Raw genomic sequence first — 11,528 nt, 5'->3', positions numbered from 1 at the left:
GAGCGGACGACGAGATTCGAACTCGCGACCCTCACCTTGGCAAGGTGATGCTCTACCAACTGAGCCACGTCCGCGCGGTGCCTGGTGGGGCACCCGCCGCCTCTTCGGATCTCTCCGTTGCGGCGACGAGGATTACTCTACAGCATCGTTCGGGGTGGTCGCCCCACCCTTTCGGTCCAGGCGGGCAGGGCGACCGGGGCGGTGCCCCGACGGGGTCAGTTCGCCGCGGCGAACTCCTCGTACACGTGCTTGGGGATGCGGCCCCGGGCCGGCAGCTCCAAGCCGTGCGACTGGGCCCAGGCGCGGACGGCGGCCGGGTCCGGGGTGAGCGCGGTGCGGCGGAAGGACTTTCCGGTGCGGCTTTGGCGACGGCCGGCCGCGACGAACGGAGCGAGGGCCTCCCGCAGCTTTTCCGCGTTGTCCACGGACAGGTCGATCTCGTACGACTTCCCGTCGACGCCGAAGTGGACGGTTTCCGCGGCGGCACCGCCGTCCAGGTCGTCGGAGAGCGTGACAACTACACGCTGAGCCATGGGTGTCAATCCTCTCGGGCAATTCGACCGCCGGTTCGCGGAGTGCGTCCGGGGGCCTGATGTGCACCAACTCGCGCAAGCGCACACGGGCAGGCCGGGTGGCCCGCCGGATACGCAGCACTTGCCGCGACAGGTGGCCCTATTCTGCACCCGAAGGGGGTCGAAATCGAAGAGTTCGGCATTCTTTTCCGGATATTCACGAGTCTTCGCGGGACTGCGGGATACCGGCGTGCGGGACGGGCGGGTCTGTCCCCAAGTGCCGTATTCGGGTGTTCTTCGGGTGTCGCGGTTCGGGTCCGCGAATCCTGGGAAACGGGTCGGGTCGCGCGGGGGGTGGGGGTGCTGGATCCCTTGTGTCGTAAGGGTCCTGGGTCTACGCGCGTCACCCTCCCCGGCCAGCAATCCTGCCCCGAACGGCCGGTAGTCTGGAGTTCCCCCGCCTCACCGAAGACACCACCGGGAGTGCCAGTGGCACGCGTCGTAGTCGACGTCATGCTCAAGCCGGAGATCCTCGACCCCCAGGGACAGGCGGTGCAGCGTGCACTGCCCCGTCTCGGATTCACCGGGATCGCCGACGTCCGCCAGGGCAAGCGTTTCGAGCTGGAGCTGGAGGGTCCGGTCGACGACGCCGCGCTCGCCCGTATCCGCGAAGCCGCCGAGACCTTTCTCGCCAACACCGTGATCGAGGACTTCACCGTCCGGGTCGAGGAGGAGGTGAAGTGACCACCCGCGTAGGCGTCGTCACTTTCCCCGGATCCCTCGACGACCGCGACGCCCAGCGCGCGGTCCGCCTGGCCGGCGCGGAGCCGGTCGCCCTCTGGCACCGTGACAAGGATCTCCACCAGGTCGACGCCGTCGTCCTGCCCGGCGGATTCAGTTACGGCGACTATCTGCGCTGCGGCGCGATCTCCCGCTTCTCGCCGGTGATGGAGACCGTCATCGAGCAGGCCCGGCTCGGAATGCCCGTGCTGGGTATCTGCAACGGCTTCCAGGTGCTGTGCGAATCGCACCTGCTGCCCGGCGCGCTCACCCGGAACGACTCGCTGCACTTCATCTGCCGCGACCAGAAGCTGCGCATCGAGAACGCGGAGACCGCCTGGACCCGGGATTACTCGGCCGGCCAGGAAATCGTCGTCCCGCTGAAGAACGGCGAGGGCCGCTTCGTCGCCGACACGCACGTCCTGGACGAACTCGAGGCCGAGGGCCGGGTCGTGGCCCGTTACCTCGACGTCAACCCGAACGGTTCGTACCGCGACATCGCCGGCATCACCAACGCCGCCGGCAATGTCGTCGGCCTGATGCCGCACCCGGAGCACGCCGTGGAGTCGCTCACCGGTCCGACCACCGAGGGCCTGGGCTTCTTCACTTCCGTCCTGAAGCAGCTGGTGAACGCCTGATGAGCCTCGACACCGTCAAGAACGCCGAGCAGACCCCGGACGCCGCCCAGCCGTGGGCCGAACTCGGCCTCAAGGAGGACGAGTACGCGCGCATCCGGGAGATTCTCGGCCGCCGCCCGACCGGCGCCGAACTCGCGATGTACTCGGTCATGTGGTCCGAGCACTGTTCGTACAAGAGCAGCAAGGTCCACCTGAAGCAGTTCGGCGAGAAGAAGCCGGATTCGGACGCGATGCTCGTCGGCATCGGCGAGAACGCCGGTGTGGTCGACGTCGGCCAGGGCTACGCGGTGACCTTCAAGGTCGAGTCGCACAACCACCCCTCGTACATCGAGCCCTACCAGGGCGCGGCCACCGGCATCGGCGGCATCGTGCGCGACATCCTGGCGATGGGCGCCCGCCCGGTCGCCGTGATGGACCCGCTGCGCTTCGGTGCGGCCGACCACCCGGACACCCGGCGCGTGCTGCCCGGCATCGTCGCGGGCATCGGCGGCTACGGCAACTGCCTGGGCCTGCCGAACATCGGCGGCGAGGTCGTCTTCGACTCCTGCTACCAGGGCAACCCGCTGGTCAACGCCCTGTGCGTGGGCGTCATGAAGCACGAGGACATCCACCTCGCGCAGGCCTCCGGAGCCGGCAACAAGGTCATCCTGTACGGCGCCCGCACCGGCGGCGACGGCATCGGCGGCGTCTCGGTGCTGGCCTCCGAGACCTTCGACGACACCAAGCCGGCCAAGCGCCCGGCCGTCCAGGTCGGCGACCCGTTCCAGGAGAAGCTCCTGATCGAGTGCACCCTGGAGATCTTCCGGGAGAAGCTCGTCAAGGGCATCCAGGACCTCGGCGGCGCCGGTCTCTCCTGCGCCACCAGCGAGCTGGCCTCGGCCGGCTCCGGCGGCATGCGGATCGACCTCGACACCGTGCACCTGCGCGACCACACGCTCTCGCCGGAGGAGATCCTCATGAGCGAGTCGCAGGAGCGCATGTGCGCGATCGTCGAGCCCGACAAGGTCGCCCGCTTCCTGGAGATCTGCGAGAAGTGGGACGTCATCGCCAACGTCATCGGTGAGGTGACCGACGGCGAGCGCCTGGAGATCTTCTGGCACGGCGAGCTCGTGGTGGACGTGCCCCCGCGCACCGTCGCCCACGAGGGCCCGACCTACGAGCGCCCCTACGCCCGCCCGAGCTGGCAGGACGCGCTCCAGGCCGACGCCCCCACCGCCGAGCGGCTGGCCCGTCCGACCACCGGCGAGGGCCTCAAGGCCGACCTGCTGAAGGTCGCGAGCCACCCGAACCAGGCCTCCAAGTCCTGGATCACCGACCAGTACGACCGCTACGTGCTCGGCAACACCGTGCTCTCGCACGGCGAGGACTCGGGCATGATCCGGATCGACGACGAGACCAACCTCGGCGTCTCGGTCGCCACCGACGGCAACGGCCGCTACGCCAAGCTGGACCCGTACACCGGCGCCCAGCTGGCCCTGGCCGAGGCCTACCGCAACGTCGCGGCCGGCGGCGCCAAGCCGCTCGCCGTCTCCGACTGCCTCAACTTCGGCTCCCCCGAGGACCCGGACGTCATGTGGCAGTTCGCCGAGGCCACCCGCGGCCTGGCCGACGCCTGCCTGGTGCTCGGCACCCCGGTGACCGGCGGCAACGTCTCGCTGTACAACCAGACCGGCGAGGTCGCCATCCACCCGACCCCGGTGGTCGCGGTGCTCGGCGTCATCGACGACGTCACCCGGCGCACCCCGGTCGCCTTCGCCGAGGAGGGGCAGCTGCTCTACCTGCTCGGCGACACCGCGGACGAGCTCGGCGGCTCGGCCTGGTCGCAGGTCGTCCACGACCACCTCGGCGGCCTGCCGCCCGCGGTGGACCTGGAGCGCGAGCGGCTGCTCGGCGACATCCTGATCGCCGCCTCGCGCGACGGCATGATCGACGCCGCGCACGACCTCTCCGACGGCGGCCTCGGCCAGGCGCTCGTGGAGAGCTGCCTCAAGGGCGGTCACGGCGCGCGGATCGTCGTGCCCGCGGGCACCGACCCGTTCGTCCTGCTGTTCTCGGAGTCGGCCGGCCGCGCCCTCGTGGCGGTGCCGCGCAGCGAGGAGCTCCGCTTCAACGACATGTGCACCGCGCGTGGCCTGCCGGCCACCCGGATCGGTGTCGTGGACGGCGACAGCATCGACGTCCAGGGGCAGTTCAGCGTCACGCTGGCCGAGCTGAAGGACGCCCACACCGGCGTCATCGAGGCCCTGCTGGCCTGATCGGGCCGTACCGAGGGGCGGGCGGTTCAACCGAACCGTCCGCCCACAGGGGCCCGTCTTCAAACTCCCGCCTGCCGGGCGTTTGAAGACGGGCCCCAGGCGTATGTTGGGCCCCATGCCTGCCAAGTCCCGTACGTACCAGCCGCAGAAGGTCCGTGCCGCGCTGGCCGCCCAGACCGGGGCGCTGCGCGCCGCCGTGGACGGCCTCGGCGACGGGCAGTTGGACCTGCCGACCAGGCTGGGGGACTGGCGGGTGCGGGAGTTGCTCGCGCACCTGGCCGTCCAGCTGGACTACGTCCCCGCGCACCTGGACGACCCGCTGCAGGGGCGCCCGCCGCTCGACCTGACGGGCTGGGTGGCGGCGGTCGGCACGGTCGCGCCGCTGCTGGACGAGCAGGCCCGGGAGCGGGCCGCGACGGACTTCGACGGGGACGCGGCCACGGTCGCGGCGGCCTTCGGGCGCGCCGCCGAGGCGTTGACCGGGCTGCTGGCGAGGCCCGAAGCCGCCGACCCGGCGCGGCGGTTCGAGATCCGGCTCGGCTCGATGACGCTCGCCGACATGCTGGTCACCCGGCTCGTCGAGACCGTGGTGCACGCCGACGACCTGGCCGCCGCCCTCGGCCTCGACGCCTTCCCGCACGACCGCCAGGCCCTCGCCGCCGTCACCCGGCTGCTCGCCGACGCCCTGGCCGCCCGGGCCCCCGGCGGGGCGGTCGAGCTGCGGATCCCGCCGTACGCCGTCGTGCAGGCCGTCGAGGGCCCCCGGCACACCCGCGGCACCCCGCCCAACGTGGTCGAGACCGACCCGCTGACCTGGATCAGGCTCGCCACCGGCCGGGTGCCGTGGGCGGCGGCGGTGGCGGACCACGACGTGTCCGCCTCCGGCGAGCGCAGCGACCTGGGGGAGTACCTGCCGGTCCTGGGCTAGCGGAGCTGGCCGACCAGGTTCTCGGCGGCCTTGCGCAGGGGTTCGCCGGTGAGGCCCTGGTCCGGTTCGCCGCTGCCGGTGTCCTGGGACAGCATCAGGACGATGTCCCCCTCGCCCTTGGGCGCGATCCGGGCGAGCGCCGCGGTCCCCTTGCCGACGAGCCTGGTCTGGCCGGGGCCCGGCTGCTCGGTGGCGAACTGCTGGAGCCCGGCCACGCTGAGCTGCGCGGCCCGCTGGATGCCCGGGAGCAGCATGTTGACGGCGGTCCCGGGCTGCGGGACGGCGAACAGCTCGATGTTCAGCCCGGTCGTACCGGCCCGGTACGCGCAGATGATGTCGGCGTGCGGGGGAGTGGCCGGGACGGACGGCATGGATGCCGGATGGCTCGCGCCGGACGGCCACGGCTGCGGGGGCAGGCCGTCGCCGACGCTGCCCTGGACGGCGTGCCCGCCCTCGTGGTCGGGGGTGATGCCGCCGGGGATCCCGGCCGCCTTCAGGGCCTTGGCGAGGTCGAGGTCGAAGGGGCAGGTGTCCTGCTTGTCCGTCTGCAGCTTCTCGGCGGTCGAGCGGACGGTGTCGTAGGAGAGCGCGCCGGGCCCTGGAACGCCCCCGGCGGAGGACGAGCAGGCGGCGGCGCCGAGGGTGATCCCGGCGGCGGCGAACACGGCGGTGAGCCTTCGGCGGTGGGCAGCGGTCATGATCGCAGGCTAGGTCGTCGAGGTCCCGGCTGTCCGGCGATCAGGTCTCAACTCCGTTCCGGTCCGCGCCTTGAACGGACGGGCCGGCGACGGGACGACCGGCTGGGGGCGGCCGGCGACGGGAGGGCCGGCTGGGGGAGGGCCGGCTACGGGACGGCCGGGCCGCTCAGGTAGGTGCCCTCGGCCGAGTACGGCCAGGCGTTCGGCGCGCAGCCCTTGAGGCCGTAGATCTGCTGCATCATCGCGGGGGCGGGCTTGCCGGGGCCGGGGCAGGTCTCGTGCCCGTGGCCGATCCGGTGGCCGACCTCGTGGTTGACGATCAGCGCCCGGTACTCGTCCAGCGGGCCGCTGAACTGGGGTGAACCGGTGTTCCAGCGCTTGGAGTTGACCAGCACCTGGTTGCCGACGTTGCAGTTGACCTCGCCGTGGGTGTCCAGGCCGGAGGCGCCGCAGAGCTTGTCCACGGTGGCCGGGGAGGCGATCTTCACGGTGAAGTCGTAGGAGCCGCCCGCGACCAGCTGGAAGGCGTTCTTGCGGTCGTTGGTCCAGCCGCGGCGGTCGCCGAGGATGCCGTGGATCTGGGCGGCGGCGGACGCGGCGTCGATGCCGATGCCGTCCTCGACCTCCACCCGGTACCGGCGCACGGTGCCACGGCCGACGGCCTTGGCGCTGGCGGGGGCGATGCTGAAGGTGCCCGAGCCCTTGGTGGGGCCGGGGTCCGGCGCGGTCGGGGTGGGCGTGGGGGTGTCCGTCGGGGTGGGGGCCGCCGGTGTCGTCGGGGTGGCGCCGGTCGACTGTTCGGCGGGCGGGGCGAGCCGGGCCTGGGCGGTCGGGGCCGGGGCCGGGGTGTCCGCGCCCCGGCTCAGGGCGAAGGCCGCGGTGCCCAGCAGCAGGACGGAGAGCACCAGTGCCGTGAGCATGCCAGGCTTGATCCCGCGGCGCGCCCGACGGCGTCGGCGGCCGCCGCGAGCGCTGCTGGGTGGAGCGGCTCGCCGGCGGGCGGGTCTGGCTGCGGGCACGACCGACACCCTGGCATGCGAATGGGTGAATGTCTACATACGGGGTATGCAGACGCCTGTTCCCGGCGGGACCGTGGTGACCGTCCGGCACCGACCGCTCGCGGGGCGCACGGTCACGGCCGGGCGGTTGACCCCAGGGCACCGGATGGCAGACTGCACCCCATGGCGATTCACAGGAATCTTCTCGACGGCCCCGAACCGACCCTCCTGCCGGAGGATGAGCAGCCCTACCGGATGCTGGCGGAGGAGTCGGCCTCACCGACCCAGGTGGCCGCCGACTTCCCCGGCTTCTGCCTCGCCTGGGCCATGCTCGCCGACGACGCCTACGTGGCCGGCCGTTACGTCGAGTCCTATGCCTACGCCCGCACCGGCTACCACCGCGGCCTGGACGCGCTGCGCCGCAACGGCTGGAAGGGCCACGGCCCGGTGCCGTGGGACCACCGCGGCAACCGCGGCTTCCTGCGCTGCCTGGCGGGGCTCGCCCGGGCGGCCGGCGCGATCAAGGAGACCGAGGAGGAGGCCCGCTGCTGGCAGTTCCTGAAGGACAGCAGCGCCGAGGCGTACGCGGAGCTCAAGCCGTCGTCCGAGCTGTAGGGACCCGGACGTGACCGTGCCCCCGGTGGATCATCCACCGGGGGCACTCGTCACTTCAGGCGCCCGTCACTGCGGGTGCCCGTCGCTCCGGGCGTTCGTCACTTCAGGCGCTTGCCGGCCGAGCGCAGCTGCTCGGCGGCCTCGAACACGCGGGCGGCCATGCCGGCCTCGGCCAGCTTGCCCCAGGTGCGGGGGTCGTAGGTGTTCTTCTTGCCGACCTCGCCGTCGACCTTCAGCACGCCGTCGTAGTTGGCGAACATGTGGCCGGCCACCGGGCGGGTGAAGGCGTACTGGGTGTCGGTGTCCAGGTTCATCTTCACGACGCCGTTCTCCAGCGCGGTGGCGATCTCCTCGGCGGTGGAGCCCGAGCCGCCGTGGAAGACGAAGTCGAACGGGTCGGTCTTGCCGTACTGCTTGCCGATCGCGTCCTGCAGCTCGCGCAGCAGCTCCGGCTTCAGCACGACGTTGCCCGGCTTGTACACGCCGTGCACGTTGCCGAACGAGGCGGCCAGCAGGTAGCGGCCCTTCTCGCCCAGGCCCAGCGCCTCGGCGGTGCGCACGGCGTCGTTGACGGTGGTGTACAGCTCGTCGTTGATCTCGTGGGTGACGCCGTCCTCCTCGCCGCCGGTCGGGGTGATCTCGACCTCGAGGATGATCTTGGCGGCGGCGGCCTGGGCCAGCAGCTCCTGGGCGATCGCCAGGTTGTCGGCGAGGGTCTCGGCCGAGCCGTCCCACATGTGCGACTGGAACAGCGGGTTCTCGCCCTTGGCCACGCGCTCGGCGGAGACCGCCAGCAGCGGGCGGACGTAGCCGTCCAGCTTGTCCTTCGGGCAGTGGTCGGTGTGCAGCGCGACGGTGATGTCGTACTTGGCGGCGACGATGTGCGCGAACTCGGCGAGCGCGACCGCTCCGGTCACCATGTCCTTGTTGTGCTGGCCGCCCAGGAACTCCGCGCCACCGGTCGAGATCTGGATGATGCCGTCGCTCTCGGCCTCGGCGAAACCACGCAGCGCGGCGTGCAGGGTCTGCGACGAGGTGACGTTGATGGCCGGGTAGGCGAACTTGCCCGCCTTGGCCCGGTCCAGCATCTCGTTGTAGACCTCGGGAGTTGCGATGGGCATGCGATCCGCTCCTGTCGGGTTGCGGCGTACGGACGGTGCTGTCCGACGCTGTGTACGCCTTCGTGACGACTCCGTGCCGGCCCGCCGACGCGCGGCGCTGCGGTGTGGCTCTCCGGCACCAAGGTTCGAGGCGACCTCCGCGGTACGGCCATGAGGGTGGTGGGCCGCTGCGGACCGGACGCCTGGGCCATCCTCCCAGACTCGTGCCCGCAGGTCAGCAGGAGCCCGCCTGTCGGGACGTCGCGCGGGAGGGCTCGGCCGGAACCCGTCGGCCGTCCTGGACCGGGCCCGGGGGGCTTGGCCGGAAGTCGCCGGAAAGGTACGCCCGCTATCCTGCGCCCGTGGACTACAACCAGCTGGCCGTCAATCTACTCGACGCCAAATCCCTGATCTCGTCCCTCGGCGCCATCGGGCTGATCGCGATCATCTTCGCGGAGACCGGCCTGCTGGTCGGCTTCTTCTTCCCGGGCGACTCGCTGCTGATCCTGGCGGGCGTCGCCGCCTCGAACGCGGCCTCCTCGGTGCTCGGCGACGGGGCGAAGCTGCCGATCGCCGTGCTGCTCGTCGGCTGCCCGATCGCGGCGGTCGCCGGAGCCCAGCTCGGGCACCTGATCGGGGCCAAGGTCGGGCCGAAGATGTTCGACAAGCCCGATTCGAAGATCTTCCGCCGTGAGTACGTGGTGAAGGCGGAGGAGTACTTCAACAAGTTCGGCTCCGGCAAGGCCGTGGTGCTGGCCCGCTTCATGCCGATCATCCGGACCTTCCTGAACCCGGTGGCCGGCACCCTGGAGATGCCCGCCAGGACCTTCTTCGTGTGGAACCTCATCGGCGGCGTGCTGTGGACCGAGTCCATGCTGCTGATCGGCTACTTCTTCGGCGACGCCCTCGCCCCGGTGATCGACAAGTACCTGATCCCGGCGGTGCTGCTGATCGTGCTGCTGTCGATCTCGCCGATCCTGGTCGAGGTCATGCGGGAGCGCCGGAAGCGGAAGGCCGGCGTGGTCGAGACCCCGGCCGCCGACGCCGTGCAGGGCAGCAGCGGGCGGCACCGGCGCGGCTGAGCCCCCGCTGCGGCTGCTACGGCCGCTATGGCGTTCACGGCGTTCACGGCGTTCCAGGCGCTCACGGCGCTCACAGCGTTCACGACAGAGGGCCGGGCCCCGTTCCACGTGGTTTCACGTGAAACAGGGCCCGGCCCTTCGTGCTGCTCGGAGACCCGTACGGGTCAGAGGCCCAGGTCGTCCAGGGTGTACGCGGTCACGTACGCCAGGCCCTGCTCCTCGACGGCGGCCGCGCCACCGCGCTCGACGATCACCGCGACGCCGACCACCTCGGCGCCCGCCTCGCGCAGTGCCTCGACGGCGGTCAGCACCGAGCCACCGGTGGTGGAGGTGTCCTCGACCGCCAGCACCCGGCGGCCCTTCACCTCGGGGCCCTCGATCCGGCGCTGCAGGCCGTGCGCCTTGCCGGCCTTGCGGACCACGAAGGCGTCCAGCTTCTGCCCGCGCGCGGCGGCGGCGTGCAGCATCGAGGCGGCCACCGGGTCGGCACCCAGGGTCAGACCGCCGACGGCGTCGTACTCCAGGTGCGAGGTCGCGTCCAGCATCACCCGGCCGACCAGCGGGGCGGCCTCGCCGTCCAGCGTGATCCGGCGCAGGTCGACGTAGTAGTCGGCCTCCTTGCCGGAGGAAAGGGTGACCTTGCCGTGGACGACGGCCTTGTCCTTGATCTGTGCCAGCAGGGCGTCGCGGTCGTTGCTCATGAGCGTTCAGTCTAGGGCCTGAACACTCGTGGGGCGCTCGCGACTAGCGCCGGCGCAGTGCCCTGACCAGCACCACGGCACCGCCCAGCAGGGCCACCGAGCCACCGATCACCCACGGCACCGCGCTGCGGCCGCCACTGCCCGGCACCACGATGCCGCCCGCCTCGCCGCCCCAACGGGTCGCCGCCCGGGCCCGCGCACTGCGGGCCGGCAGCGCCGGGGCGTAGCGGCCGCGCGGCGGGGCGTGGTCCACCTCCTCGGCCGAACGGCCGACGATGCTGCGGCGGACCGGGCCGCTGAGCTCGGGCTCGTCCTCGTAGGCGAAGAGCGGCTCGACGGGGAGTTCCTCGGCGACCCCGTCCTGGGGGCCGCCGTTGCCGGCGGCGTCGGCCTCGTCGTGGTCGTCGACGTCGTCCGCGTCGTCCGCGTCGTCGGCGGCGGAGCCGGTGGGGAGGCCGAAGCGCTCGGCGTCGGCGTCGGAGAAGGCGATCAGCTCGGAGAGGTCGTCGTCCAGGTCGTCGCCGGGCTGGTCCTGGCGCTCCTCGATGAAGACGACCTCGGCGTCCGCCCCGGTCGCGCTGTCGGCCCCGCCGTCGGTCTCGTCCGTCGCCCCGTCCGTGGCTTCGTCCGTGGCCTCGTCGGCGGGCTCCTCGTCGCCCTCCGCCGGGGCGTCCGGGGAGGTGAGCGCGGTGGCGAAGCGCTCCAGCAGGCGGCGGCCGGTGGCGTCGAGGGTCTCGTCGTCGAACTCGGTCAGCCGGCCGGTGGCGCTCAGGTCACCGGTGAAGCGGACCGTCGCGGTGCCGTCCTCGGCGCCCTCCGCGACGCTGACCCGCACGGTGGCGGTCGCCTCGCCGTCGCCCCGGGCCTCCTGACCCTCGGCGAACACGGTCAGCACGCCGCCCCGGCCCTCGATCAGCGACAGCACGCCCTTGTAGGTGATCGTGGAGCCGCCGATCCGCAGCTTCAGCCGCCCGCCGATCTCCTCCGCCGGCCCGGCCCCGACCGCGGCCGGCTCGGTGCTCAGCCCCGGCACGCTCCGCGCCAGCAGCGCGGGATCCTGCAAGGCCTGCCGCACCAACTCTGCGGACATCGGGACGACAACCTCATGCTCCATGTCACGGAGCCTACCGACTGCGCCCGGCCCGGTCCCCACCCACCACCGCCCGACTTTCCGCACCACCCGACGGGGCCCGCGCGCCCCCGCCCGCCGGGGCCGGTCCT

The 11,528-nt window shown here is 72.0% G+C and carries 12 protein-coding genes and 1 tRNA gene; 6 read left to right on the top strand and 7 right to left on the bottom strand.

Translation table 11 applies throughout. The features are described 5' to 3' along the window. Position 1: 1 nt before the first annotated feature. A tRNA-Gly gene (locus ACZ3YL_RS10770) sits at positions 2-74 on the bottom strand. A gap of 141 nt (positions 75-215) precedes the next feature. After that, on the bottom strand, positions 216-533 hold the full coding sequence (locus tag ACZ3YL_RS10765; RefSeq protein ID WP_188307407.1) for a histone-like nucleoid-structuring protein Lsr2: 318 nt from the start codon (positions 531-533) through the stop codon (positions 216-218). Between the two features lie 468 nt (positions 534-1,001). Between ACZ3YL_RS10765 and purS the strand changes: the two genes are divergently transcribed. From purS to ACZ3YL_RS10745, 4 genes are all read left to right on the top strand, one after another. After that, complete coding sequence (gene purS / locus ACZ3YL_RS10760; RefSeq protein ID WP_188307408.1) at positions 1,002-1,256, top strand: phosphoribosylformylglycinamidine synthase subunit PurS; 255 nt, start codon at positions 1,002-1,004, stop codon at positions 1,254-1,256. Further along, positions 1,253-1,930: a phosphoribosylformylglycinamidine synthase subunit PurQ gene (gene purQ / locus ACZ3YL_RS10755; RefSeq protein WP_188307409.1), complete on the top strand. Its 678-nt coding sequence runs from the start codon at positions 1,253-1,255 to the stop codon at positions 1,928-1,930. The genes purS and purQ overlap by 4 nt, the downstream gene beginning before the upstream one ends. Then, positions 1,930-4,185: a phosphoribosylformylglycinamidine synthase subunit PurL gene (gene purL, locus ACZ3YL_RS10750; RefSeq protein ID WP_188307410.1), complete on the top strand. Its 2,256-nt coding sequence runs from the start codon at positions 1,930-1,932 to the stop codon at positions 4,183-4,185. The genes purQ and purL overlap by 1 nt, the downstream gene beginning before the upstream one ends. 115 nt (positions 4,186-4,300) lie before the next feature. Beyond that, positions 4,301-5,113 (top strand): maleylpyruvate isomerase family mycothiol-dependent enzyme, encoded by an 813-nt coding sequence (locus ACZ3YL_RS10745; protein WP_223242906.1) that lies wholly within the window; start codon positions 4,301-4,303, stop codon positions 5,111-5,113. Here the strand turns inward: ACZ3YL_RS10745 and ACZ3YL_RS10740 are convergent. After that, positions 5,110-5,811 carry a hypothetical protein gene (locus ACZ3YL_RS10740; RefSeq protein ID WP_465656674.1) on the bottom strand — a complete coding sequence of 234 codons (702 nt, stop codon included), beginning with the start codon at positions 5,809-5,811 and terminating at the stop codon, positions 5,110-5,112. The genes ACZ3YL_RS10745 and ACZ3YL_RS10740 overlap by 4 nt on opposite strands. Before the next feature lie 146 nt (positions 5,812-5,957). Beyond that, positions 5,958-6,731, bottom strand: coding sequence for a DUF3152 domain-containing protein (locus ACZ3YL_RS10735; protein ID WP_188307413.1), 774 nt, complete (start codon positions 6,729-6,731; stop codon positions 5,958-5,960). 261 nt (positions 6,732-6,992) lie between these two features. On the opposite strand from ACZ3YL_RS10735, the gene ACZ3YL_RS10730 reads away from it, so the two are divergent. Next, positions 6,993-7,424, top strand: coding sequence for a DUF3151 domain-containing protein (locus ACZ3YL_RS10730; RefSeq protein ID WP_188307414.1), 432 nt, complete (start codon positions 6,993-6,995; stop codon positions 7,422-7,424). A gap of 98 nt (positions 7,425-7,522) precedes the next feature. Here ACZ3YL_RS10730 and fbaA read toward each other — a convergent pair whose 3' ends face one another. Beyond that, positions 7,523-8,545, bottom strand: coding sequence for a class II fructose-bisphosphate aldolase (gene fbaA, locus ACZ3YL_RS10725; protein ID WP_188307415.1), 1,023 nt, complete (start codon positions 8,543-8,545; stop codon positions 7,523-7,525). Between the two features lie 341 nt (positions 8,546-8,886). Between fbaA and ACZ3YL_RS10720 the strand changes: the two genes are divergently transcribed. After that, the gene (locus ACZ3YL_RS10720; RefSeq protein WP_188307416.1) at positions 8,887-9,606 is read left to right on the top strand and encodes a DedA family protein; all 720 of its coding nucleotides are present in this window, start codon (positions 8,887-8,889) and stop codon (positions 9,604-9,606) included. A 164-nt stretch (positions 9,607-9,770) separates the two neighbouring features. On the opposite strand, the gene pyrE is transcribed toward ACZ3YL_RS10720, so the two are convergent. Together pyrE and ACZ3YL_RS10710 are read right to left on the bottom strand one after the other, a co-directional pair. Further along, the gene (pyrE, locus tag ACZ3YL_RS10715) at positions 9,771-10,307 is read right to left on the bottom strand and encodes an orotate phosphoribosyltransferase (protein ID WP_188307417.1); all 537 of its coding nucleotides are present in this window, start codon (positions 10,305-10,307) and stop codon (positions 9,771-9,773) included. A 43-nt stretch (positions 10,308-10,350) separates the two neighbouring features. Next, positions 10,351-11,421, bottom strand: coding sequence for an SRPBCC family protein (locus ACZ3YL_RS10710; RefSeq protein WP_465656671.1), 1,071 nt, complete (start codon positions 11,419-11,421; stop codon positions 10,351-10,353). Positions 11,422-11,528 lie beyond the last annotated feature (107 nt).

This window comes from Kitasatospora sp. NPDC023176 (genome assembly GCF_055560495.1).
Note: the sequence above shows the minus strand (reverse complement) of the source record. Positions and strands in the feature narration are given on the sequence as shown.